Raw genomic sequence first — 24,560 nt, 5'->3', positions numbered from 1 at the left:
CGCGTCTGAAGCCTGCACCCGTGCGAAGCCCGCACCCGTCTGAAGCCCGCACCCGTGCGAAGCCGCACCCATCTGACACCCGCACCCATCTGACACCCGCACCCGTCTGATCTGACGCCCGTTCCGGAACCCCGCATATCGGGGCCCAATCCGCAAGACCGCCTTACCGGCCATCCGGCCCGTCCGGTTCGTATGCGGAACTGTCGTCCGGTTAGGCTCACAGCATGCATGCCTGGCCCGCTTCCGAGGTCCCCGCCCTGCCTGGTCAGGGCCGCGACCTGAGGATCCACGACACCGCGACCGGCGGCCTCGTCTCCCTCGACCCCGGTCCCGTCGCCCGTATCTACGTCTGCGGTATCACGCCGTACGACGCGACCCACATGGGGCACGCGGCGACCTACAACGCGTTCGACCTCGTGCAGCGCGTGTGGCTCGACACCAAGCGCCAGGTCCACTACGTCCAGAACGTCACCGATGTCGACGATCCGCTGCTGGAGCGGGCCCAGCGCGACGGCGTCGACTGGACCGCCCTCGCCGAGCGGGAGACCACCCTCTTCCGCGAGGACATGACCGCCCTGCGGATGCTCCCGCCCCGGCACTACATAGGCGCCGTCGAGGCCATACCCGGCATCGTCCCGCTGGTCGAACGGCTGCGCGAGCTGGGCGCCGCCTATGAACTCGACGGCGACCTCTACTTCTCCATCGGGTCCGACCCGCACTTCGGCCAGGTCTCCCACCTCGACACCACCGCCATGCGGCTGCTCTCCGCCGAGCGCGGCGGCGACCCCGACCGCCCCGGCAAGAAGAACCCCCTCGACCCGATGCTCTGGCTCAGGGCCCGCGACGGCGAGCCCAGCTGGGACGGCGGCTCCCTCGGCCGCGGCCGGCCCGGCTGGCACATCGAGTGCGTCGCCATCGCCCTCGACCACCTCGGGATGGGCTTCGACGTCCAGGGCGGCGGCTCCGACCTCGCCTTCCCGCACCACGAGATGGGCGCCTCCCACGCCCAGGTCCTCACCGGCGAGTTCCCCATGGCCAAGGCGTACGTCCACGCCGGGATGGTCGGGCTGAACGGCGAGAAGATGTCGAAGTCCAAGGGCAACCTGGTCTTCGTCTCCCAGCTCCGCCGCGACGGCGTCGACCCGGCCGCCATCCGCCTCGCCCTGCTGGCCCACCACTACCGGGCCGACTGGGAGTGGACCGACCAGGTCCTCGCCGACGCCGAGGCCCGGCTGGAGCGCTGGCGCGCCGCCGTCTCCCGGCCCGACGGCCCGGCCGCCGACGCCCTGGTCGAGGAGATCCGCGAGGCCCTCGCCCAGGATCTCGACGCCCCGGCCGCTCTCGCCGCCGTCGACCGCTGGGCCGCGCTCCAGCGGGAACAGGGCGGCACGGACATCGGCGCCCCCGGCGTCGTCTCCCGCGCGGTGGACGCGCTGCTGGGCGTGGCGCTGTAGGCACGGAGGTATGCGGGTACGGCAGTGGGCGGGACCCCTCACCGGGGGTCCCGCCCACTGCCGTAGCCACGGCCCGCTCTCAGTCCTCCGACGACTCGTCGTCGTCCGTCGCCGCCTTCGGGGGCTTCGGCGGGCGGGTCCGCTCGCCCGGCAGGGGCGGGCCCGTCCCGCCGTCCCGGCGCCGCAGATAGCGTTCGAACTCGCGTGCGATGGCCTCGCCCGACGCCTCGGGTAGCTCCGCGGTGTCCCGCGCCTCCTCCAGCGTCTGCACATACTCGGCGACCTCGCTGTCCTCGGCCGCCAGCTGATCCACCCCGACCTGCCAGGCCCGCGCGTCCTCGGCCAGCTCGCCGAGCGGGATCCGGACGTCGATCAGATCCTCCAGCCGGTTCAGCAGCGCCAGCGTCGCCTTCGGGTTCGGTGGCTGCGAGACGTAGTGCGGCACGGCCGCCCACAGCGACACCGCCGGTACCCCGGCATGGGTGCACGCCTCCTGGAGCACGCCCACGATCCCGGTGGGGCCCTCGTACTTGGTCTCCTCCAGGTCCATCCGCCGGGCCAGGTCCGCGTCGGACGTGGTGCCGCTGATCGGGACCGGGCGGGTGTGCGGGGTGTCGCCGAGCAGCGCGCCCAGGATGACGACCAGCTCGACGCCCAGTTCATGGGCGAAACCGAGCAGCTCGTTGCAGAACGAGCGCCAGCGCATGGACGGCTCGATGCCCCGGACCAGCACCAGATCGCGTGGCTTGTCGCCGCCGACCCGCACCACGGACAGCCGGGTCGTCGGCCATGTGATCTTGCGCACCCCGGCATCCATCCACACCGTGGGGCGGTTCACCTGGAAGTCGTAGTAGTCCTCGGCGTCCAGCGCCGCGAACACCTCGCCCTTCCACTCCCGCTCCAGATGCGCGACCGCGGTGGAAGCGGCGTCGCCGGCATCGTTCCAGCCCTCGAACGCGGCCACCATCACTGGGTCGATCAGCTCGGGAACCCCCTCCAGCTCGATCACCCAGCGCCTCCTTCCGACATGCCCTCGCCTGACCACCCAACCTTACGGCGTGCGGCGGGGGCGCCCGCAGCCCCCTGGCAGGGGGCAGTGAACGGATCACTGCCCCGCCCGCCACCCCGGAACACCCCGCAGAACAGCTCTGCGAATCATCCGAGCACCGGCCCCGCCGCCGGGGCCCTCAGAGGCTGGAGCGCAGCCACTGCTCGACGCTGGCGATGTGCACGGTGGCCCAGGAGCGGGCCGCCTCCGCGTCCCGGTCGCGCAGCGCGGCCAGGATCGCCCGGTGCTCGCGCAGGGTGCGGCCGACCGCGTCCTCCTGGGTCAGCCCGCGCCAGATCCGGGCCCGGGTGGTCGGCCCGGACAGCCCGTCCAGCAGCGAGCACAGCACCGAGTTGCCGGACGCCTGCACGATCCCCCGGTGGAACTCCAGATCGGCGGCGACCAGTTCCTCCACCGACGGGGTCCCGCCGAGCGCGTCCAGCTGCGCGGCCAGCGCGTCGAGCTGCCCGGCGCCGATCCGGGGGGCGGCCAGCGCGGTCGCGGCGGGCTCCAGGATGCGGCGGACGGCGAGGAACTCCAGCACGGTGTCGTCCCGGTGGAAGTCGACGACGAAGCTCAGCGCCTCCAGCAGCAGCTGCGGATCCAGACTGGTGACATAGGTGCCGTCGCCCTGCCGGACGTCCAGGATGCGGATCAGGGACAGGGCGCGGACGGCCTCGCGCAGCGAGTTGCGGGACAGGCCCAGTCCGGCGGCGAGTTCGCTCTCCTTGGGCAGCCGGTCGCCGGGCCGCAGCGCGCCGGAGACGATCATCGCCTTGATCTTCTCGATCGCCTCGTCGGTGACCGCCATCGCCCCGCCTCCCGCTCGCCCAGACATCGGATGTCTCACCGCCCATTATGCGGGTGGCGAAGACCACCGGGCAGGCCGAACGCACAGGTCGGACGGGGGCGCGCGGGCCGCTCCGCCCGCCCCGCCGCAGGCCGTACGAGGCTCAGTCCGCGCCCCGGGATCCCTCCGCCAGCAGCCGCAGCGCCTCCAGCGACACCAGCGCCCCGCGCGCCACGCCCGCCGCGACGACCTCGCGGTGCGGGTCGTACGCCCCGGTGGCCCGCTCGTCGGCGAGTTCATCGGCGTTGACCCCGTCGATCACCAGCACCCCACCGGCCACCAGGCCGCGCAGGGAGGCGGTGACGAGGAGGGCCGAGAGTTCCATCTCGATGGCGGCCAGGCCCGCGCCCTCGTAGCCGGTCAGCGGGATCAGGCCCGGCTGGAACGCGGCCCGGGTCCAGACGATGCCCCGGTGATGCGGCGCCCCCGCCCGACGCGCGGCCCGCTCCAGCGCGAGCACCGCCTCGGGGGTGGCCACCGCCGGGTACTCCGCGGGGAGCAGTTGCCCGGTCACCCCGTCGTCGCGCACGGCGGCCTCGGCGATCACCAGGTCGCCGTCCGCGATACCCGGCCGCATCGCGCCCGCGGTGCCGAACCGGAGGAAGGTGCGCACGCCCGCGTCGGCCATCTCCTGGAAGAGCAGGATGGCGCCGGGCCCGCCGATGCCGTGCGAGGCGACGGCCACCGGCAGCCCCTTCCAGCTCCCGGCGAAGACCCGGTACTCGCGGTGGTACGACACCTCCTCGGCGTCGTCCAGCAGCGCGGCGACGGCCGCGGCGCGCGCCGGGTCGCCGACCACCACGGCATGGGCCGGCAGCCCGGTGCGGGGTATGCGGGTGAGCGGCTGGAGGTCCTGCGGCATACGGCGGCTCCCAGGGACGGGCGGTGGATCGGGCGGCCACGCGATCATACGAACCGCCCGGTCACCGGCCCGCACCCCGGGTCGGCACGGGCGTCAGCCGAAGGCGCGCACGGCCTGGTAGTAGGTCCAGGCGGTGCTGTTGCAGGCGGTCTTGGAGGCGCCGCCGTAGCCGTTGCACACGCGCTTGAGGTCCTCGTAGAAGGCGCTGTCCAGGCGGGCCTTGTTGGCGTTGAAGGCACCGGCCGCCTTGTAGTTGCGGTAGCCGAAGTCGTGGCGGGCACAGGAGTTGGCGAACGGGAAGCCGAAGGGGTTGTCGGGGGAGGAGGAGCAGTAGTCCGTGGACCAGTCGAACTGGTAGGCCGACCAGGCGCTCTGGTTGGCACGGGCGGCGGACCAGGAGTTGTAGCTGGACGCGCTGGTCTGGGTCCAGTTCGACAGGACCTGGGGCTTGTCGGCAGGGGCGGCGGTGGCGCTGGTGGCGGTCACGGCGACGGTGATCACGGCCAGCGCCGACGCGGCGAGACCGGTGGCGAGTCTGCGGTGCATCCCACACCTCCATGAGGCTGCGGCCCGGCCCTCGGACAGCAGGTTCATGACAAGATGATTGACGCCCTGTCACCCTCCTTACACCGCCGGCGCTCCAATACGCCGTGAACTCTCCCGCGCGCCCGGCGATCACAGGGTGAACGCGGGGGTGATCACCGGTGCGACGGGGTGCGCGGGCAGCCGAAAGGGGCGGTTCCGGTGGTGGAACCGCCCCTTGGGCACCGTGTGTTCGGCTTACGCCGGGTCTGTGGCCGCCGGGTCCGCCCCTGTGGCGGCTGAGCCTCTGTTCGTGGCCGCCGGGGCCGCGTCCAGGGCGTCCGCGACTACGCGGGACTACGCGCCACTACTCGGGACTGCGCGGGACTACGAGGGCCTCGCGTCGAGCAGGGCCCGCACCCGCGCGCGGATCTCGTCCGTCGCCAGACCGCGGACGGTCAGCGTGGTGCGGCGGCGCAGGACGTCGTCCGCCGTCTCGGCCCACTCGTGGTCGCGCGCCCACACCACCTGCGCCCAGATCTCCGGGGCGTCCGGGTGGACGCGCCGGGCGAGTTCCGGGTCCTCGTTGGCGAGGCGGGCGATGTCGAAGGCCAGCGAACCGTAGTGCGTCGCCAGATGCCTCGCGGTGTCGGCGGCCATCCGCGGGCCCGGCGCCGGGCCGTCGACCAGGAGCCGGTGGGCGACCGCGCGCGGGTTGGCGACCCCGGGCAGCGGCAGCCCGCGGGGCAGCTGCGCGACGGGCTCGAAGTCCTCGCCGAGCGGGTGGCCCGGCAGCGACTCCAGCTTGCGCATCACGGTCCGGCCGATGTGCCGGAACGTCGTCCACTTGCCGCCCGCCACCGACAGCATCCCGCCCCGGCCCTCGGTCACCACGGTCTCCCGCTTGGCCTTCGAGGTGTCCCCGGGCCCGCCCGGCAGCACCCGCAGCCCGGCGAAGGAGTAGGTGATCAGGTCCCGGCTCAGCTGCCGGTCCCGTACCGAGAACGCGGCCTCGTCCAGGATCTGGGTCACATCCCGGTCGGTGACCGCCACCTCCGCCGGGTCGCCCTCGAACTCCTCGTCGGTGGTGCCCAGCAGCAGCATGTCCTCCCAGGGCAGGGCGAAGGTGATCCGGTACTTGTCGATCGGGGTCGCCAGCGCCGCCTTCCACGGCGAGGTCCGCCGCAGCACCAGATGGGCGCCCTTGGACAGCCGGATCGACGGGGCCGCGGCCGGGTCCTCCATCCGGCGCAGCCGGTCCACCCAGGGCCCGGTGGCGTTCAGCACCAGCCGGGCGTTCACCCCGAACTCCTCGCCGCCCAGCCGGTCCCTCAGCTCCGCACCGGTCACCCGGCCCCGGGTGAACCGCAGCCCGGTGACCTCGGCGTGGTTGAGGACGACCGCCCCCGCCTCGACGGCCGCGCGGACCGTCATCAGCGCCATCCGGGCGTCGTTCATCTGGTCGTCGCCGTACACGGCCACGGCCCTGAGATTCTCGGTCCGCAGCTCCGGCACCTCCCGCGCCGCCTTCGCCGGGGAGAGCAGATGCCCCACGCCGTCGCCGAACGCGGACAGCGCCGAGTAGGCGAGGACCCCCGCGCCCAGCTTCGCCGCGCCGTGCGGTCCGCCCTTGTAGACGGGGAGGTAGAAGGTGAGCGGGTTCGCCAGGTGCGGGGCGACCCGGCGGGAGAGCGCGCGCCGCTCGACATGGTTCTCCGCGACCAGCTTCACCGCGCCGGTCTGGAGGTAGCGCAGCCCGCCGTGCAGCAGCTTGGAGGAGGCGGAGGAGGTGGCACCGGCGAAGTCCCCGGCGTCGACCAGCGCCACCCGGAGCCCGGACTGCGCGGCGTGCCAGGCGGTCGAGATCCCCAGGATGCCGCCGCCGACCACGAGCAGGTCGTACGACGCCCCCGCCAGCCGCTCGCGGGTCTCGGCGCGGCCGGGGTTGGTCCCGGAGGAGGGGCGGGTGCCCAGGGCGGGCACGGACAAAGGGGTGGTGGACGGACGGGTCATGCTGGTCATGCGGGGTTCCAACTCCTCACCGGGGCCCGGGGCGGACCGGGATCGCCGGCCCGCCCCGGGTGTCGTCTGCCGCCGCCGTCGGCTCTTCGAGGGGCGGCCCAGCCGTCACCGGCTGTCGTCGGGCAGCTCTCGTCGCTGTCGCCGGCTGTCACGGTTGTCGTCAGTGCGCGTCAGTGCGCGTCAGTGTTCGTCAGGTCTCAGTGCTCAGTGCTCGTCGGCTGTCGTCGGCTGTCGGCCGGGCTCGGACCGGGCTCGTCAGGGTTCATCGGGGATCGTCAGCGCTCGTCGGTGCTCGTCACTTCTCGTCTTCGAGCCAGCCCATCGTGCGCTCGACCGCCTTGAGCCAGCTCTTGTACTCGCGTTCGCGGACCTCCGCGTCCATCCGGGGGGTCCACTCGGCGGCCCGGCGCCAGTTGGCGCGCAGATCGTCGGTGCTGTTCCAGAAGCCGATGGCGAGACCCGCGGCGTAGGCGGCGCCGAGGCAGGTGGTCTCGGCGACCATGGGGCGCACCACGGGCGCGTCCAGGACGTCCGAGAGGGTCTGCATCAGCAGATTGTTGGAGGTCATACCGCCGTCGACCTTCAGGGTGGTCAGCTCCACCCCGGAGTCCTTCGTCATCGCGTCCGCGATCTCCCGGGTCTGCCAGGCGGTGGCCTCCAGCACCGCGCGGGCCAGATGCGCCTTGGTGACGTACCGGGTCAGCCCGGCGATCACCCCGCGCGCGTCGGAGCGCCAGTAGGGGGCGAACAGACCGGAGAAGGCGGGGACGAAGTAGGCGCCGCCGTTGTCCTCGACGGTGAGCGCGAGGGTCTCGATCTCGGCGGCCGTGGAGATCAGGCCCATCTGGTCGCGCATCCACTGCACCAGCGACCCGGTGACCGCGATCGAGCCCTCCAGGGCGTAGACCGTGTCCTGGTCGCCGATCTTGTAGCCGACGGTGGTCAGCAGCCCGCTGTAGGAGTTGATGATCTTCTCGCCGGTGTTCATCACCATGAACGTGCCGGTGCCGTACGTCGACTTGGTCTCGCCCTCGGCGAAACAGGTCTGGCCGAACAGGGCCGCCTGCTGGTCGCCGAGCGCGGACGCCACCGGGATGCCGCCGAGCAGCTCGCCGAGACGCCCGCCGGTGATCTCGCCGTACACCTCGGAGGAGGAGTGGATCTCCGGCAGCATCGACAGCGGTACGCCGATGGACTCGGCGATCTTGGGGTCCCAGGCCATGGTGTGCAGATTCATCAGCAGGGTGCGGGAGGCATTGGTGACATCGGTGACGTGCTTGCCGCCGTTCACCCCGCCGGTGAGGTTCCAGATGACCCAGGTGTCCATGGTGCCGAACAGGATGTCGCCGGCCTCGGCGCGCTCCTTGAGGCCGGGCACGTTGTCCAGCAGCCAGCGGGCCTTGGGACCGGCGAAGTAGGACGCGAGCGGCAGGCCGGTCTGGCGCCGGAACCGGTCCTGGCCGACATTGCGGCCGAGTTCCTTGCAGAGCGCGTCGGTGCGGGTGTCCTGCCAGACGATCGCGTGGTGGACCGGCTCACCGGTGTTCTTGTCCCACAGCACGGTGGTCTCGCGCTGGTTGGTGATGCCGATGGCCAGGATGTCGTCACGGGTGATGCCGGCCTTCTCGATCGCTCCGGCGACGACCTCCTGGACGTTGGTCCAGATCTCGTTCGCGTTGTGCTCGACCCAGCCGGGCTTGGGGAAGATCTGCTCGTGCTCCTTCTGGTCGACGGAGACGATCCGGCCGTCCCGGTCGAAGACGATGCAGCGCGAGGAGGTGGTGCCCTGGTCGATCGCGGCGATGAAGGGTCCGGCGGTGTGGGCGTCGGTCACGATGTGCTCCTGGGGGTTCCGTGGGGCGGGGCTGCTGCCGCCCGGTGCTGTCGTCTGGTCCTTGCCCGGTCCATGCCCGGTCGTCGTCCGGTCCTTGCCTGGTACGGCGCCGCGCTGTCCGGTCCCTGCCCGGTACGGCGCCGCACTGTCCGGTACTGCCTGGCACTGTCAGGTACTGCCCGGTCGGCCCGGTCGGCTCAGTGCGGGAAGGCGGCGTTGAAGAGACCGGCCGCGGCGGCACCGCCGATGAGCGGGCCGACGATCGGGATCCAGGCGTAGCTCCAGTCGGAGCCGCCCTTGTTGGGCAGCGGCAGCAGGGCGTGCACGATGCGCGGACCCAGGTCACGGGCCGGGTTGATGGCGTATCCGGTCGGGCCGCCCAGCGACAGGCCGATGGAGACCACGACGAACGCGGTGACCAGACCGCCGAGCACGCTGAGGCCGTTGCCGTTGTCGTTGAGACCCTGGGTGAGGATGGCGATGAGCAGCACGAACGTACCGATGATCTCGGTGGCCAGGTTCATCCACACATTGCGGACCTCGGGGCCGGTGGAGAAGATGCCGAGCACCGGGCCCGCGCCCCGCTCCCGGGCCTCCAGGGCCTTGTCGGCCTTCGGCACCGGGTCGCCGACGATCTCGCGGTCGGTCAGATGGGCCTGGAACTGGCCGTAGTACGCCACCCAGGTGAGGGCCGCGCCGATCATGGCGCCGAGCAGCTGACCGCCCCAGTAGATGGGCAGGTCGCTCCACTTGCCGTCCTCGATGGTGAGCGCCAGGGTCACCGCCGGATTGAGGTGGGCGCCGGAGAGCGGCGCGGACACATAGACGGCGACCATGACGGCGAAGCCCCACCCGAAGGTGATGGCGACCCAGCCGGCGCCGCGCGCCTTGGACGCCTTGAGGGTGACGGCGGCGACCACGCCGGCACCGAGCAGGATGAGCAGGGCGGTACCGATGGTCTCGCCGATGAAGATGTCGGAGCTGGACACCCGCGACTCCTTTGTCCTTCGTCCAGGGGAAGCAGAACCCCTTCATCCCTTTCCGGGGTCCGACGGCCCGCGAGGTCACCACACTCTAACGCGTATTGCCGGTAGGTGTTCGACAATGCCGACCGATGGACGCGAGTCTTGCTCTGGGTTACGCGCCAGTCAAGGGTTCTGTTATCGGAAGCGTGATCGTTACTGATCGGCTCCGCTTATCAATCTGCACTCAGTTGGAGCTGAGATCTGACCCCTTTTCGGGGGATTTGTTGACTTCAGGGTAGGGCGAAGCGAGAGAGTCGACCTGTCGACTTCACCACCGGGCGGGCGCGGCGCCCCGCCGGAGCCCTAGAAGCGCCCGGCGCCCAGGTCCCGGGACACCGCCCGCGCGCAGTCCCGTACCGCCGCGATCAGCTCCGGGCGCAGCTCCCCGCCGCGCACCAGCCGCTCCACCGCGCCCGTGATGCCCACCGCGCCGACCGGCATCCGCCGCCGGTCGTGGATCGGCGCGGCGATCGCCGCCACGCCCTCCCAGGTCTCCTCGACATCCGCCGCGTAGCCCCGCGCGCGGGTGAGGTCCAGCAACTCCTCGAAGCCCGCCGCGTCGCACACCGTGCGGTCGGTGAACGGCTTGCGCTCGCTCTCCAGCGCCTCGCTGTGCGCCACCGGGTCGTACGCCGACAGGACCTTGCCCAGGGCCGTGGAGTGCAGTGGCTGCATGGCGCCGATCTCCAGCACCTGGCGGCTGTCGTCGGGCCGGAAGACGTGGTGCACGATCAGCACGCCGTGCTGGTGCAGCACGCCCAGGTGGACGCTCTCGCCGCTGGAGCGGGCCAGGTCGTCCGTCCAGACCAGCGCCCGCGCGCGCAGTTCGTGCACATCCAGGTAGGTGGTGCCCAGCCGCAGCAGCTCGGCGCCCAGCTGATAGCGCCCGGACGCCTCGTCCTGCTCCACGAACCCCTCGTGCTGGAGGGTGCGCAGGATGCCGTGCGCGGTGCCCTTGGCCAGGCCGAGCGAGGAGGCGATGTCGGAGAGGCCGAGCCGCCGCTCGCCGCCCGCGAGCAGCCGCAGCATCGCCGCGGCGCGTTCGAGCGACTGGATGTTCCGTGCCATGGCCGTCCTGCCTCCGTCCGTTCCCCTCGACCCACCGACCTGCCGACCCGCCGAACGACGCGCCGACCCACTGCCCCGCCGTTCGACGCACCGACGCGCCGACGCGCCGAGCCACCGCCCCGCGCGTCGATCGGCCTGCCGGTCAGCAGCCGGTCGACCGCCGGTCAGCCCGCCGGTCGCCCCGCCTCTCGGCCCCGCCGCCGATCCGCTGGCCGATCTGCCGGCCAATCCGCTGGTCAACCCGCCGGTCAACCCGCTGGTCAACCCACCGGTCAGCGCCACCGCCGACCCGTCGGCAGCCACCGACCAGCCACCGCCCGGCCACCACCCACCCACCGTTCGGCATTGTCGAACAGTACCGGTGCATGCCGACCCCCCGCCAACGATCGGCGGGTGCGTGTCGGTACTTCGGTGCATATCAGTACGCAGGCCGGGCACGGTTCGCCGGTCCGTCCCGTGGACGTGCTGACGATAAGCCCTGCCGCCCCGCTACCCTGGGCGACGTGCGTGCCCCGACCGGGAGGCGCCCGGCGCCCGCCGAGCGCATTCTGACCGGGACGCAAAGCCGACAGCCGTCGCATCCGAGGGAGCCCACTCCATGGCCGCAGTGCCGACCCCTTCCGCCGACCCCCGGACCCGTGTGTCCGCGCTCCGCGAGGCGCTCGCCACCCGCGTGGTGGTCGCCGACGGCGCCATGGGCACCATGCTCCAGGCGCAGGACCCCACGCTGGACGACTTCCAGCAGCTCGAAGGCTGCAACGAGGTCCTGAACGTCACCCGCCCGGACATCGTCCGCTCGGTGCACACCGAGTACTTCGCCGCCGGTGTCGACTGCGTCGAGACCAACACCTTCGGCGCCAACCTCTCCGCGCTCGGCGAGTACGACATCCCCGAGCGGGTCTTCGAGCTGTCCGAGGCCGGTGCCCGGATCGCCCGCGAGACCGCCGACGCCTTCGCCGCCGACACCGGCCGCCCGCGCTGGGTGCTCGGCTCCATGGGCCCCGGCACCAAGCTGCCGACGCTGGGCCACACCACCTTCACCGCGATCCGCGACGCCTACCAGCAGAACGCCGAGGGCCTGCTCGCCGGCGGCGCCGACGCCCTGCTGGTCGAGACCACCCAGGACCTGCTCCAGACCAAGGCGTCCGTCATCGCCGCCCGCCGCGCGATGGCCGTCGCCGGCTACGACGTCCCGCTGATCGTCTCCGTCACCGTCGAGACCACCGGCACCATGCTGCTCGGCTCCGAGATCGGTGCCGCGCTCACCGCGCTGGAGCCGCTCGGCATCGACATGATCGGCCTGAACTGCGCCACCGGCCCCGCCGAGATGAGCGAGCATCTGCGCTTCCTCGCCCGCCACTCCCGCATCCCGCTCTCCTGCATGCCGAACGCCGGGCTGCCCGTCCTCACCTCGGACGGCGCCCACTACCCGCTGGGCGCCCCCGAGCTGGCCGACGCCCAGGAGAACTTCGTCCGGGACTACGGGCTGTCCCTGGTCGGCGGGTGCTGTGGGACCACGCCCGAGCATCTGCGCCAGGTCGTGGAGCGGGTCCGGGAGCTGACCCCCACCGAGCGCAGCCCCCGCCCCGAGCCGGGCGCGGCCTCCCTCTACCAGTCGGTGCCGTTCCGGCAGGACACCTCCTATCTGGCGATCGGCGAGCGCACCAACGCCAACGGCTCCAAGAAGTTCCGCGAGGCCATGCTGGAGGCCCGCTGGGACGACTGTGTGGAGATGGCCCGCGAGCAGATCCGCGAGGGCGCCCATCTGCTCGACCTGTGCGTGGACTACGTCGGCCGCGACGGCGTCGCCGACATGGAGGAGCTGGCGGGCCGCTTCGCCACCGCCTCCACCCTGCCGATCGTGCTCGACTCCACCGAGGTCGACGTCATCCGGGCGGGCCTCCAGAAGCTCGGCGGACGCGCGGTCATCAACTCCGTCAACTACGAGGACGGCGACGGCCCCGAGTCCCGGTTCGCCCAGGTCACCGCACTCGCCCAGGAGCACGGCGCCGCGCTGATCGCGCTGACCATCGACGAGGTGGGGCAGGCCCGCACCCCCGAGAAGAAGGTCGAGATCGCCGAACGGCTGATCGACGACCTCACCGGCAACTGGGGCATCCATGAGTCCGACATCCTCATCGACACCCTGACCTTCACCATCTGCACCGGCCAGGAGGAGTCCCGCGGCGACGGCATCGCCACCATCGAGGCCATCCGCGAACTCAAGCGCCGCCACCCCGACGTCCAGACCACCCTGGGCCTGTCCAACATCTCCTTCGGCCTCAACCCGGCCGCCCGCATCCTGCTGAACTCCGTCTTCCTGGACGAATGCGTCAAGGCGGGCCTGGACTCGGCGATCGTGCACGCCTCCAAGATCCTGCCCATCGCCCGCTTCAGCGAGGAAGAGGTCACCACCGCCCTCGACCTCGTCTACGACCGCCGCCGCGAGGGCTACGACCCGCTCCAGAAGCTGATGGCCCTCTTCGAGGGCGCCACCGCCAAGTCCCTGCGGGCCGGCAAGGCGGAGGAACTGGCCGCCCTGCCGCTGGACGAGCGCCTCAAGCGCCGGATCATCGACGGCGAGCGCAACGGCCTGGAGGCCGATCTCGACGAGGCGCTGACCACCACCTCCGCGCTGGACATCGTCAACAAGATCCTGCTCGACGGCATGAAGGTGGTCGGCGAGCTGTTCGGCTCCGGCCAGATGCAGCTGCCGTTCGTGCTCCAGTCCGCCGAGGTGATGAAGACCGCGGTGGCCCATCTGGAGCCGCACATGGAGAAGACCGACGAGGCCGGCAAGGGCACCATCGTCCTCGCCACCGTCCGCGGCGACGTCCACGACATCGGCAAGAACCTCGTGGACATCATCCTCTCCAACAACGGCTACAACGTGGTCAACCTGGGCATCAAACAGCCCGTCGCCGCGATCCTGGACGCCGCCGCCGAGCACCGGGCCGATGTCATCGGGATGTCCGGGCTGCTGGTGAAGTCCACGGTGATCATGAAGGAGAACCTGGAGGAGCTGAACGCCCGCGGCATGGCCGCCGACTACCCGGTCATCCTCGGCGGCGCCGCCCTCACCCGCGCCTATGTCGAGCAGGACCTCCACGAGATCTACCAGGGCGAGGTCCGCTACGCCCGGGACGCCTTCGAGGGCCTGCGTCTGATGGACGCCCTGATCGGCGTCAAGCGCGGTGTCCCCGGCGCCGTGCTGCCCGAGCTGAAGCAGCGCCGGGTGCGGCCCGCCGCGACCGCGGTGGCCGAGGAGCGCCCCGAGGAGGGGCATGTCCGCTCCGATGTCGCCACCGACAACCCGATCCCGGCCACGCCGTTCCGCGGCACCCGGGTCATCAAGGGCATCCAGCTCAAGGAGTACGCCTCCTGGCTGGACGAGGGCGCCCTCTTCAAGGGCCAGTGGGGCCTCAAGCAGGCCCGCACCGGCGAGGGCCCGACCTACGAGGAGCTGGTGGAGACCGAGGGCCGCCCCCGGCTGCGCGGACTCCTGGACCGGCTCCAGACCGAGAACCTCCTCGAAGCCGCCGTCGTCTACGGCTACTTCCCCTGTGTCTCCAAGGACGACGACCTGATCGTCCTGGACGACGACGGCAATGAGCGCACCCGGTTCACCTTCCCCCGCCAGCGCCGGGGCCGCAGGCTGTGCCTGGCCGACTTCTTCCGCCCGGAGGAGTCCGGCGAGATCGACGTGGTCGGCTTCCAGGTCGTCACCGTCGGCTCCCGGATCGGCGAGGAGACCGCCCGGCTCTTCGAGGCCGACGCCTACCGCGACTACCTCGAACTGCACGGCCTCTCCGTCCAGCTCGCCGAGGCCCTCGCCGAGTACTGGCACGCCCGGGTCCGCTCCGAACTCGGCTTCGCCGGGGAGGACCCGGCCGGCATCGAGGACATGTTCGCCCTCAAGTACCGGGGCGCCCGCTTCTCGCTGGGCTACGGGGCCTGTCCCGACCTGGAGGACCGGGCGAAGATCGCCGAGCTGCTGGAGCCCGAGCGGATCGGCGTCCAGCTCTCCGAGGAGTTCCAGCTGCACCCCGAGCAGTCCACCGACGCCATCGTCATCCACCACCCCGAGGCGAAGTACTTCAACGCCCGGTGAGCCCCGGTCAGGGCCCTCTCGGGCCTCATCCGGCACTCTGATCGAAGCCGACGTACACTGGTCGGTCCACGCCAGGCCGGTTCCCCGCGCGGGAACCGGCCTGGTCGTCCCTCAAGGAGGTACGCCGGATGACGACCACCGTCCCCGCGCTCGGCACCCGTACGGCCGAAGGCTCCGGTCTTCAGGCCGTGCTCCTCGACATGGACGGCACCCTGGTGGACACCGAGGGCTTCTGGTGGGACGTCGAGGTCGAGGTCTTCGCCGCCCTCGGTCACACCCTCGACGACTCCTGGCGCCATGTCGTGGTCGGCGGCCCGATGACCCGCAGCGCCGGGTTCCTCATCGAGGCCACCGGCGCCGACATCGCGCTGGCCGAGCTGACCGGGCTGCTCAACCAGGGCTTCGAGGACCGGATCGACCGCGCCCTGCCGCTGATGCCCGGCGCCGCCCGGCTGCTCGCCGAACTGGCCGCCCAGCGCGTCCCCACGGCCCTGGTCTCCGCCTCGCACCGGCGCATCATCGACCGGGTCCTCACCTCGCTCGGCCCCCAGTACTTCGCGCTCACGGTCGCCGGGGACGAGGTCGCCCGCACCAAGCCGTTCCCCGACCCGTATCTCTTCGCCGCCGCCGGGCTCGGGGTGGACCCGGCCCGCTGCGCGGTCGTCGAGGACACCGCGACCGGCGTCGCCGCCGCCGAGGCCGCCGGCTGCCAGGTCATCGCCGTGCCGTCCGTCGCCCCCATCGCCCCGGCCGCCCGGCGCACGGTCGTGAACTCCCTGGAAGAGGTCGACCTCGCTTTTCTGTACGGGCTGATGGCGACCTGATGACATACCCGGTGACATATCCGGTGACCGACCCGATGACAGAAATGCGTCACCTGTTCACCGAGCGTGCGGAGATCCCCCGGACGGGGAATTCAAGAACGTTCTTGCACTAACCGGCCGGGCTCTGGCCGTAGGAATTCTTCTCGCCCCGATGACCGAATTCAGGCGCCCATACCCCCGCTGGGTGATGTGAGGTTCACCACCTCAGCGGGGGTCGACAGGGTCCGGGGCGTGTGCTTTCCGCCCCGGTTTCGGCTGCGTTACGGTCGTGTTGACGCACCGTTGTGTCCCGATTGGCGAAATGCCGCACGAATCCTTCCGCTGGCGGGTTTTCGGTGTGTCCGCACCCGGTTCCACAGCGTGATGGGGACTCAACTCCGCTGACCGTGAACCCCGGTGCGGGCGCCGACTAATCTCGACGCGAGACCCCGATCCCACCCCCGCATCCACCACGACACTCCTGTGTGTGCGATGCACGGACTCGACGCCTGGAGAAACCCGAGCATGAACCGAAAGATTCTCGTGCTGCCGGCCGTGGCCGGTCTGCTCGTCCCGGCGCTCGCCGCGTGCGGAGGATCCGACGGTGCCGGGGACGGCGGCGACACCATCGTCACGGGCACCACCGACCGCTTCATCGCCACCGGGGACGCGCCCGCCCCCGTCGACCCCGCCTACTCCTACGACGTCGGCAGCTGGAACGTACTGCGCCAGACCGTGCAGACCCTGATGGTCCAGCCCCGCGGCGAGGGCGAACCCGTGCCCGAGGCCGCCGAGAGCTGCGCCTTCACCGACAGCGGCAACGAACGCTATGTCTGCACGCTGCGCAAGGATCTGAAGTTCTCCGACGGCGACGCGGTCACCGCCGAGGATGTGAAGTACTCCATCGACCGCGCCCTCGCCATCGAGGCCGACAGCGGTGTCTTCGCCCTGCTGTCCACCATCGACACCGTGGAGACCTCCGGCGACCGCGAGGTGATCTTCCACCTCAGGACCGCCGACGCCACCTTCCCGTACAAGCTGTCCACGCCCGTCGCCGGCATCGTCAACCCCGACGACTACGCCAAGGACAAGCTCCGCGAGGGCTTCGCCATCTCCGGCTCGGGCCCGTACAGCATGGCGCCCAAGGTCGAGGACGGCGAGATGGTCTCCGCCGTGTTCACCCGCAATCCGCACTACAAGGGCTCCCTCACGGTCAACAACGAGAAGGCCGAGATCCGCTCCTTCGCGGACGCCGACGCGATGGGCGCCGCCCTGGAGAAGGGCGACATCGACGTCATGACCCGCTCCATGACGCCCGAGCAGATCCAGAAGCTCTCCGACAGCTCCGGCGGCTCCGTCGAACTCATCGAGGTCCAGGGCCTGGAGATCCGCTACCTCGGCTTCGACACCGACGCCCCGGCCGTCGGCGACAAGGCCGTCCGCCAGGCCATGGCCCAGCTCATCAACCGCACCAGCCTGATCTCCGAGGTCTACGGCACCCAGGCCGAGCCGCTTTACTCGCTCGTCCCGGCCGCCGTCCCCGGCCACTCCAACTCGTTCCTCAACAAATACGGCGAACCGAATGTCGAGAAGGCCAGGAACCTGCTCGCCGAGGCGAGGGTGACCACCCCGGTCCGGCTGACCCTGAACTACACCACCGACCACTACGGCGCCGCCACCCAGCAGGAGTTCGAGGTGCTGCAGAAGCAGCTCAACGCCAGCGGCCTGTTCGACGTCAGCATCAAGGGCACCCCCTGGGACGCCTTCGTCCCCGCCGAGCGCAAGGGCGAGTACGAGGTCTACGGCATGGGCTGGTTCCCCGACTTCCCCGACGCCGACAACTTCCTCGCCCCGTTTCTCGACACGGACAACTTCCTCAAGTCGCCGTACGCCAACCACCGCATCCGGGCCACCCTGATCCCCGACTCCCGCCGTGCGGCCGACCGGATCTCCGCCGCCGACGCGCTCACCGAGATCCAGGACATCGTCGCCGAGGACGTACCGCTGATCCCGCTCTGGCAGGGCAAGCAGTACGTCGCCGCCCGCGACGACATCACCGGCACGGCCTACGCCGTCAACTCCTCCTCCACGCTCCAGCTGTGGGAGCTGAACCGCGGCATCGGCGACTGACAACCGCCCGGCCCGGGTCTGCCTCCCGATCCGTCCTCCTCTCCGAACGACGACAAGGCACTCTCAGGTGAACAAGCGCAACCAGTGGCCCGTGCTGCCGCTCGTGGCCGGACTGGCCGGCGGCCTGCTGGCCGGATGCGGCACCCAGAACGGCGGTTCCGGGGGCGACGGCGGCAATGTCGTCATCGGCATGTCCGACGACGTCCTCGCCACCGACCCCGCCTCCGGCTACGACCCCGGCTCATGGCTGCTGTTCAACAATGTCTTCCAGTCCCTGCTGAGCTTCCCCAAGGGCAGCACCGAGCCCACGCCGGAGGCGGCCGAGAGCTGCGGCTTCACGGACACCTCCACCAAGCTCTACAAGTGCACCCTCAAGCCCGACCTCAAGTTCAGCAACGGTTCCGCGCTCACCTCGGAGGACGTCGAGTTCTCCTTCGACCGGATGCTGAAGATCGACGACCCCGACGGCCCCGCCGTCATGTTCCCGACCCTCGACCGGGTCGAGACCCCGGACGAGCGGAACATCGTCTTCCATCTCAAGACCCCCGACGCCACCTTCCCCAGCAAGATCGCCTCCGGCGCCGGCTCCATCGTCGACCACCGGTCCTACGACTCCGGCGGTCTGCGCGAGGACGGCGAGGCCGTCGGCTCCGGCCCCTACCGGCTGGAGTCCTTCTCGGACAACGAGGCCGTCTTCGCGGTCAACGAGCACTACAAGGGCACCGCCGAGGTCGCCAACGAGGGCGTCACCCTCCGCTTCTACCAGGGCGACCAGAAGAAACTGAAGCAGGCCGTCTCCGCCGGTGAGGTCGACATCGCCTACCGCGGCCTCAGCGCCGGGGACATCGCCGACATCGACCGCGGCTCCGACGGCACCGGCACCGAGGTGGTCGAGGGCAGCAGCGCCGAGGTCCAGCACCTCGTCTTCAACATGGACGACCCGGTCACCGGACAGCTCGGCGTCCGCCGGGCCATCGCCTACCTCCTCGACCGCGAGTCCCTGGTCGAAAAGGTCTACCAGGGCACCGCCACCCCGCTGTACTCGATCATCCCGGCGGGCATCGGCGGCCACAACACCGCCTTCTTCGACACCTACGGCGCCAGCCCCTCCAAGGCCAAGGCCGAGGACGCGCTGCTCGCCGACGGCATCACCGACAAGGTGCGCCTCACCCTCTGGTCCACGCCCTCGCGCTACGGCCCCGCCACCGACCAGGAACTCAAGGCGATAGCCGACCAGCTCAACGCCAGCGGCCTGTTCGACGCCGAGGTCCGCTCGGTCGCCTTCGACCAGTACGAGAAGGACATCGCCGACGGCAAGTACGGCGTCTACGTCAAGGGCTGGGTGCCGGACTACCCGGACCCCGACAACTTCACCGCCCCGTTCTTCGGCGAGGGCAACGTCCTCGGCAACAACTACGCCAACGACACCATCACCGGCACCCTCATCCCGCGCACCGCCGCCCAGAGCGACCGCGCCGCCACCGACGCCGACTACGACCGCCTCCAGGACCTGGTCGCCGAGGAGGTCCCGATGATCCCGGTCTGGCAGGCCAAGCAGTACGCCGTCGTCGGCGACGGGGTCTACGGGCTGGAGTACTGCCTCGACGCGTCGACGGTGTTCCGCTTCTGGGAGATCAGCAAGGGCTGAGCCCACCCGGCCCGGACCGAGAGTGAACGGCGCGGGGCGCCCCTCCCGAGGAGGAGCACCCCGCGCCGATGTCTGTTCCGGCGACCCTCGCCCACCGCGCGCCCGGCCCCTGGATCCGGGCCTACTGCGCGCCCGGTCGCACCAGCCCGCTCTCGTACGCGTACACCGCCGCCTGCACCCGGTCGCGCAGCCCCAGCTTGGTCAGCACATGCCCCACATGGGTCTTGACCGTGGTCTCGCTGACGAACAGATCCGCCGCGATCTCCGCGTTGGACAGCCCGCGCGCCACCAGCTTCAGCACCTCCACCTCACGGTCCGTGAGGGTGTGCAGGGTGTCCGGCACCGGTTCGTCACCCGAGGGCAGATGCGTGGCGTACTTGTCGAGCAGTCTGCGGGTGATGCTCGGCGCGAGCATCGCCTCCCCGGCCGCCACCACCCGGATCGCCTGCACCAGTTCATTGGCCGGGGCGTCCTTCAGCAGAAAGCCGCTGGCCCCCGCCTTCAGCGCCTCCACCACATACTCGTCCAGATCGAACGTGGTCAGCACCAGCACCTTCGCCGGGCCGTCCCGCTCCGGACCGGTGATCTGCCGGGTCGCCTCGACGCCGTCCATCCGCGGCATACGGATGTCCATCAGCACCACATCGGGCTGGAGGGCACGCACCTGGTCGAGCGCCTGGAGGCCGTCCCCGGCCTCGCCGACGACCGCGAGATCCTGCTCGGCCTCCAGAATCATCCGGAAACCCGTGCGCAGCAGCGGCTGGTCATCGACCAGTAGGACACGGATGGCCACGTAACTCTCCTTCGTTCGTCCCGTCCCATTCTGCCCTGCGCGCCCGCCCCGGCCCCGGCCGCCCTCACCGGCGCCGCACCGGCTGCGGCACGGATCACACCCCGGGCGCCGCACGCGCTTCGGATCGGCTCACACCCCGGGCGCGGACGCCTCGGCGCGTGTCACCGGCAGCGGGTAGGGCGGGGGAGTGCCCCCGAACTCCGGGCACACCGCCCGGTGGTCGCACCAGCCGCACAGCTTGGTCTGCCGGGGCCGCCAGTCACCGCTCTCCGTCGCCAGCCGGATCGCCTCCCACAGCGCCAGCAGCTTGCGCTCCACCCGCTCCAGATCGGCCGGCACCGGGTCGTACGTGAGCACATCCCCGCTGCCCAGGTACACCAGCTGGAGCCGGCGCGGCACGATCCCCTTCAGCCGCCACACCACCAGCGCGTAGAACTTCATCTGGAACAGCGCGCCCTCCGCGTACTCCGGGCGGGGCGCCTTGCCGGTCTTGTAGTCGACGATCCGCACCTCGCCCGTCGGCGCCACATCCACCCGGTCGATGATCCCGCGCAGCCGCAGCCCCGACTCCAGCTCGGCCTCCACGAACAGCTCCCGCTCGGCCGGCTCCAGCCGCGTCGGATCCTCCAGCGCGAACCAGCGCTCCACCAGCGTCTCCGCCTCGCCCAGCCAGCGCGCCAGCCGGTCCCCCTCCGGGTCGTCCGTGAACAGCTCGGCCAGCTCCGGACGGCTCTCCCGCAACCGGTCCCACTGCCCCGGCACCAGCGCCTTCGCCCGGGGCGCCGTACGCTCCCCGGCGGGCGCGTCGAACAGCCGCTCAAGCACCGCGTGCACCAGCGTCCCCCGGGTGGCCGCCTCCGACGGCTTCTCCGGCAGCCGGTCGATCACCCGGAACCGGTACAGCAGCGGGCACTGCATGAAGTCACCGGCCCGCGAGGGCGACAGCGAGGCAGGCGCTCTGAAGACCGGCTCCACCGGCACCGCCGCCACCTCGGGCGCACGCTCCGTCACCACGTCCGTCACCGGCGCCACCGCCTCCGCCGTACCGCCCCCGGGCACCAGGCCCTCGCCCCCGCCACTGCTCTCCATGCCACAGACCTTACGGCCCGCCACTGACAGTGACCCACCCGCGTTCGTGACGTGGGCGACTGGAGCGACGGGAGAGGAAACTGGAGGGGTGCCGGGGCGTACGGTGCCCGGACGGCCACATACCATCGATCCCATACCCTTCCGCCCGGCAGGAGCGGAAGACGCGTCGAACGAGGGGACAGCGTGGACGAGAGCGGCGGGAGCCGGCAGCCGCGGTTGGAGCACGACGAGCCGACCGAGAGCCCCACGGCGCCCACGGCCACGCCCGAGGACGGCGCCGCGACGGGCCCCTCCCAGGGCTCAAAGGACCCGGAGGGACCGGGGGACACCCCTGAGACCGAGAAGGCCCCGCCGATCCGATCCGTTCCGGACGCCGGGGATGACGCCGGCGAGGCCGCTGACCCCGGGGGTACCGCAGACGCCGGGGACGACGACAAGGGCGCGGAGGGCACCGAGACGCCCACCGATGCCTCCGGCACTTCTGGCACTTCCGGCCCTTCTGGCTCCTCCGGCTCCTCCGGCTCCTCCGGCACCCCCGAGCCTTCCGATCCTTCCGTGAGGGCCCGGACTCCCGAGTCGCCCCGCACTCCGGAGACCGCCAAGACCGCCCAGGCGGCCGAGCCTCCCAAGCCTCCCCAGTCCTCTGAGGTCCCCCAGTCCTCTGAAGCCCCCGAGCCCTCAGAGGCCCCCACGGCTCCCTCCGAGGCCCCCACGGCTTCCGAGCCCTCTGGAGCCCCCGACACCCCGCGAACCCCCAACCTCTCCAAGCCTCCCCACACCCCCCAGTCCCCCCACACCCCCCAAGCCCCGCACACCCCCCCCACCCCCCACGACTCCCACCCCGACCGTGCCCACGCCCACGCCCACCCCCCCACCCCCCAGGACTCCCGCCCCGGCGAGGTCACCTCACCCCCCTCCGCACGGCCCCCCCGGCGCCCCCGGGAGCCCGGGGGCGGGCTGCTGATGGGGCGGCCCTTCGGCGTGCCCGTGTACGTCGCGCCCAGCTGGTTCGTCGTCGCCGCGCTGATCACCTGGGTGTTCGGCGGACAGCTCGACCGGGTGCTGCCCGAGCTGGGCGGCGCCCGCTATCTGGTCGCCCTCTTCTTCGCCGTCGCGTTCTACGCCTCCGTGCTGGTCCACGAACTGGCCCACACGGTCGCCGCGCTCCGCTTCAAACTGCCCGTGCGCCGGATCCAGCTCCAGTTCTTCGGCGGGGTCTCCGAGATCGAGAAGGAGGCCGAGACACCGGGCCGGGAGTTCGTCCTCGCCTTCGTCGGCCCGCTGCTCTCCCTCGTCCTGGGCGGCGTGTTCTACCTCGCCATGCAACTCGTGGAGCCCGGCACGGTCCCCGGCGTCCTGCTCGCGGGCCTGATGATCTCCAACCTGATCGTGGCCGCGTTCAACCTCCTGCCCGGCCTCCCGCTGGACGGCGGCCGGATGCTCCGCGCCGTCGTCTGGAAGCTCACCGGCCGCCCGATGAGCGGCACGGTCGCCGCCGCCTGGGTCGGCCGCGCGCTCGCCGTCTCCGTCCTGATCGGACTGCCACTGCTCACCCAGTCCGGCGTCCTCGGCACCAGCGCCGCCGACAACGTCGGCATGGACACCGTCATGGACGCCCTGCTCGCCGCGATCCTCGCCGCGATCATCTGGACCGGCGCCGGCAACAGCCTGCGGGTCGCCCGGCTGCGCGAGCACCTGCCCGAGTTGCAGGCCCGCACCCTCACCCGGCGGGCCGTCCCCGTGGAGAGCGACACCCCGCTCTCCGAGGCCCTGCGCCGCGCCAACACCGCGGGCGCCCGCGCGCTGGTCGTGGTCGACGGCGACGGCAGCCCCGTCTCCCTGGTCCGCGAGGCCGCCATCGTCGGCGTACCCGAGCACCGGCGCCCCTGGGTGCCGGTCAGCGGGCTCGCCCAGGACCTCACCGACGGCATGCGGGTCTCCGCCGAACTCGCCGGGGAGGACCTCCTGGAGGTGCTGCGCGCCACCCCGGCCACCGAGTACCTCGTGATCGAGGAGACCGGCGCGATCTACGGCGTCCTGTCCGCCGCCGATGTGGAGCGCGCCTTCGTCAAGGCCATGGCCCGGCCCTCGTAGGCCCGGTGGCCCCACCGGGGGCCTCTTCCCGGCCGCGCCCACCGTGGTCGGCGGCCCCGCCGGGGGCCGGTAGGCTGTTCACATGTCCGAACCGACCGGTGCCGCCCGCAGGCGCGGGCCCTTCAAGGTCGGGGACCAGGTACAGCTGACCGACCCCAAGGGCCGCCACTACACGTTCACGCTCGAAGCCGGGAAGAACTTCCACACCCACAAGGGCTCCTTCCCGCACGACGAACTGATCGGTGCTCCCGAGGGCAGCGTTGTCCGCACCACCGGAAACGTCGCCTACCTCGCGCTGCGCCCCCTGCTCCCCGACTACGTCCTGTCCATGCCCCGAGGGGCAGCCGTCGTCTACCCGAAGGACGCGGGGCAGATCCTCGCCTTCGCCGACATCTTCACCGGCGCGCGGGTGGTAGAGGCCGGCGTTGGCTCCGGCTCGCTCAGCAGCTTCCTGCTGCGCGCCATCGGCGACCAGGGCATGCTGCACTCCTACGAGCGCCGCGCGGACTTCGCCGACATCGCCCGGCAGAACGTCGAGCGCTACTTCGGCGGCCCGCACCCCGCCTGGCAGCTGACCGTCGGCGACCTCCAGGACAATCTGTCCGACACCGAGGTCGACCGCGTCATCCTCGACATGCTGGCCCCCTGGGAGTGCCTGGAGGCCGTCTCCAAGGCCCTGGTCCCCGGCGGCATCCTGTGCTGCTACGTGGCGACCACCACCCAGCTCGCCCGGACCGTCGAGTCCATCCGGGAGATCGGCTCCTTCAACGAGCCCACCGCCTGGGAGTCGATGATCCGCAACTGGCACATCGAGGGTCTCGCCGTCCGCCCCGACCACCGGATGATCGGCCACACCGGCTTCCTCCTCACCGCTCGCCGCCTCGCCGACGGAGTGGAGCCGCCCCTGCGCAGGCGCCGCCCCGCCAAGGGCGCCTACGGCGAGGACTACGCGGGCCCCAACGCCGACGGAGGCATGGGAGGCCGCTGAGCCCGCCCCGCACCACCCGCTCCTGGCACCACCGGCTCCTGCCCATCGAACGCACCGGCGCCGCCGCAGAGTTCCCCGACCCACCGGGCAACTCCACGGCGGCGCCTCCGCGTTGCCCGGCACCCCCCGTGCCCCCCCCTTGAACCCCTCCCGAACCGACCGCCCGTCAGTTCCCGCGTGACAACCACCGACAACTGCCCACCCCCCCGTTCCCCCGGC

The 24,560-nt window shown here is 71.5% G+C and carries 17 protein-coding genes; 7 read left to right on the top strand and 10 right to left on the bottom strand.

The window, feature by feature from the left end; all coding sequences use genetic code 11:
• Positions 1-224: 224 nt before the first annotated feature.
• Positions 225-1,454 (top strand): cysteine--1-D-myo-inosityl 2-amino-2-deoxy-alpha-D-glucopyranoside ligase, encoded by a 1,230-nt coding sequence (gene mshC, locus ABZX40_RS01450; RefSeq protein WP_355745677.1) that lies wholly within the window; start codon positions 225-227, stop codon positions 1,452-1,454.
• 79 nt (positions 1,455-1,533) lie between these two features.
• Here the strand turns inward: mshC and ABZX40_RS01445 are convergent, their stop codons facing one another.
• The 8 genes from ABZX40_RS01445 to ABZX40_RS01410 all read right to left on the bottom strand — a co-directional run bounded on the left by ABZX40_RS01445 (position 1,534) and on the right by ABZX40_RS01410 (position 10,685).
• Positions 1,534-2,463, bottom strand: a complete 930-nt coding sequence (locus ABZX40_RS01445) for a PAC2 family protein (RefSeq protein WP_355745674.1) — start codon at positions 2,461-2,463, stop codon at positions 1,534-1,536.
• A 178-nt stretch (positions 2,464-2,641) separates the two neighbouring features.
• Positions 2,642-3,313 (bottom strand): FadR/GntR family transcriptional regulator, encoded by a 672-nt coding sequence (locus ABZX40_RS01440; RefSeq protein WP_355745672.1) that lies wholly within the window; start codon positions 3,311-3,313, stop codon positions 2,642-2,644.
• A 142-nt stretch (positions 3,314-3,455) separates the two neighbouring features.
• Positions 3,456-4,214, bottom strand: a complete 759-nt coding sequence (locus ABZX40_RS01435; RefSeq protein WP_355745669.1) for a purine-nucleoside phosphorylase — start codon at positions 4,212-4,214, stop codon at positions 3,456-3,458.
• A gap of 93 nt (positions 4,215-4,307) precedes the next feature.
• A complete protein-coding gene (locus ABZX40_RS01430) occupies positions 4,308-4,760 on the bottom strand; it encodes a phospholipase (RefSeq protein ID WP_355745666.1) in 453 nt (150 codons plus the stop codon).
• Between the two features lie 363 nt (positions 4,761-5,123).
• On the bottom strand, positions 5,124-6,749 hold the full coding sequence (locus tag ABZX40_RS01425) for a glycerol-3-phosphate dehydrogenase/oxidase (protein WP_355745848.1): 1,626 nt from the start codon (positions 6,747-6,749) through the stop codon (positions 5,124-5,126).
• Positions 6,750-7,053: 304 nt separating this feature from the next.
• Positions 7,054-8,592, bottom strand: a complete 1,539-nt coding sequence (gene glpK, locus ABZX40_RS01420) for a glycerol kinase GlpK (protein ID WP_355745663.1) — start codon at positions 8,590-8,592, stop codon at positions 7,054-7,056.
• Between the two features lie 197 nt (positions 8,593-8,789).
• On the bottom strand, positions 8,790-9,581 hold the full coding sequence (locus tag ABZX40_RS01415; protein WP_355745660.1) for an MIP/aquaporin family protein: 792 nt from the start codon (positions 9,579-9,581) through the stop codon (positions 8,790-8,792).
• Between the two features lie 339 nt (positions 9,582-9,920).
• Complete coding sequence (locus ABZX40_RS01410; protein ID WP_355745657.1) at positions 9,921-10,685, bottom strand: IclR family transcriptional regulator; 765 nt, start codon at positions 10,683-10,685, stop codon at positions 9,921-9,923.
• Between the two features lie 598 nt (positions 10,686-11,283).
• Here ABZX40_RS01410 and metH point away from each other — a divergent pair.
• The 4 genes from metH (at position 11,284) to ABZX40_RS01390 (ending at position 19,377) form a co-directional block, all read left to right on the top strand.
• The gene (gene metH / locus ABZX40_RS01405; protein WP_355745654.1) at positions 11,284-14,796 is read left to right on the top strand and encodes a methionine synthase; all 3,513 of its coding nucleotides are present in this window, start codon (positions 11,284-11,286) and stop codon (positions 14,794-14,796) included.
• A 128-nt stretch (positions 14,797-14,924) separates the two neighbouring features.
• Positions 14,925-15,620: an HAD family phosphatase gene (locus ABZX40_RS01400; protein ID WP_355745651.1), complete on the top strand. Its 696-nt coding sequence runs from the start codon at positions 14,925-14,927 to the stop codon at positions 15,618-15,620.
• Between the two features lie 504 nt (positions 15,621-16,124).
• Positions 16,125-17,729, top strand: coding sequence for an ABC transporter substrate-binding protein (locus ABZX40_RS01395; protein WP_355745648.1), 1,605 nt, complete (start codon positions 16,125-16,127; stop codon positions 17,727-17,729).
• 67 nt (positions 17,730-17,796) lie between these two features.
• The gene (locus tag ABZX40_RS01390; protein ID WP_355745645.1) at positions 17,797-19,377 is read left to right on the top strand and encodes an ABC transporter substrate-binding protein; all 1,581 of its coding nucleotides are present in this window, start codon (positions 17,797-17,799) and stop codon (positions 19,375-19,377) included.
• 121 nt (positions 19,378-19,498) lie between these two features.
• Here ABZX40_RS01390 and ABZX40_RS01385 read toward each other — a convergent pair whose 3' ends face one another.
• Both ABZX40_RS01385 and ABZX40_RS01380 read right to left on the bottom strand, forming a co-directional pair.
• Positions 19,499-20,170, bottom strand: coding sequence for a response regulator transcription factor (locus ABZX40_RS01385; protein WP_189560445.1), 672 nt, complete (start codon positions 20,168-20,170; stop codon positions 19,499-19,501).
• Positions 20,171-20,299: 129 nt separating this feature from the next.
• Positions 20,300-21,259, bottom strand: coding sequence for a RecB family exonuclease (locus ABZX40_RS01380; RefSeq protein WP_355745642.1), 960 nt, complete (start codon positions 21,257-21,259; stop codon positions 20,300-20,302).
• A 183-nt stretch (positions 21,260-21,442) separates the two neighbouring features.
• On the opposite strand from ABZX40_RS01380, the gene ABZX40_RS01375 reads away from it, so the two are divergent.
• Positions 21,443-23,353: a site-2 protease family protein gene (locus ABZX40_RS01375; protein WP_355745639.1), complete on the top strand. Its 1,911-nt coding sequence runs from the start codon at positions 21,443-21,445 to the stop codon at positions 23,351-23,353.
• An 82-nt stretch (positions 23,354-23,435) separates the two neighbouring features.
• Complete coding sequence (locus tag ABZX40_RS01370; RefSeq protein WP_355745637.1) at positions 23,436-24,341, top strand: tRNA (adenine-N1)-methyltransferase; 906 nt, start codon at positions 23,436-23,438, stop codon at positions 24,339-24,341.
• Positions 24,342-24,560 lie beyond the last annotated feature (219 nt).

Origin of the sequence: Streptomyces sp. NPDC004610, assembly GCF_040609715.1 — a bacterium.
GTDB lineage: Bacteria > Actinomycetota > Actinomycetes > Streptomycetales > Streptomycetaceae > Streptomyces.
The sequence above is the reverse complement of the archived record's forward strand: the minus strand, read 5'-3'. Positions and strand labels throughout refer to the sequence as shown.

Excerpts from the sequence above, each read along its gene's own strand:
- mshC (WP_355745677.1), top strand. The coding sequence starts at position 225 with ATGCATGCCTGGCCCGCTTCCGAGGTCCCCGCCCTGCCTGGTCAGGGC.
- ABZX40_RS01440 (WP_355745672.1), bottom strand. The coding sequence starts at position 3,313 with ATGGCGGTCACCGACGAGGCGATCGAGAAGATCAAGGCGATGATCGTC.
- ABZX40_RS01435 (WP_355745669.1), bottom strand. The coding sequence starts at position 4,214 with ATGCCGCAGGACCTCCAGCCGCTCACCCGCATACCCCGCACCGGGCTG.
- ABZX40_RS01430 (WP_355745666.1), bottom strand. The coding sequence starts at position 4,760 with ATGCACCGCAGACTCGCCACCGGTCTCGCCGCGTCGGCGCTGGCCGTG.
- ABZX40_RS01425 (WP_355745848.1), bottom strand. The coding sequence starts at position 6,749 with ATGACCCGTCCGTCCACCACCCCTTTGTCCGTGCCCGCCCTGGGCACC.
- ABZX40_RS01410 (WP_355745657.1), bottom strand. The coding sequence starts at position 10,685 with ATGGCACGGAACATCCAGTCGCTCGAACGCGCCGCGGCGATGCTGCGG.
- metH (WP_355745654.1), top strand. The coding sequence starts at position 11,284 with ATGGCCGCAGTGCCGACCCCTTCCGCCGACCCCCGGACCCGTGTGTCC.
- ABZX40_RS01400 (WP_355745651.1), top strand. The coding sequence starts at position 14,925 with ATGACGACCACCGTCCCCGCGCTCGGCACCCGTACGGCCGAAGGCTCC.
- ABZX40_RS01395 (WP_355745648.1), top strand. The coding sequence starts at position 16,125 with ATGAACCGAAAGATTCTCGTGCTGCCGGCCGTGGCCGGTCTGCTCGTC.
- ABZX40_RS01380 (WP_355745642.1), bottom strand. The coding sequence starts at position 21,259 with ATGGAGAGCAGTGGCGGGGGCGAGGGCCTGGTGCCCGGGGGCGGTACG.
- ABZX40_RS01370 (WP_355745637.1), top strand. The coding sequence starts at position 23,436 with ATGTCCGAACCGACCGGTGCCGCCCGCAGGCGCGGGCCCTTCAAGGTC.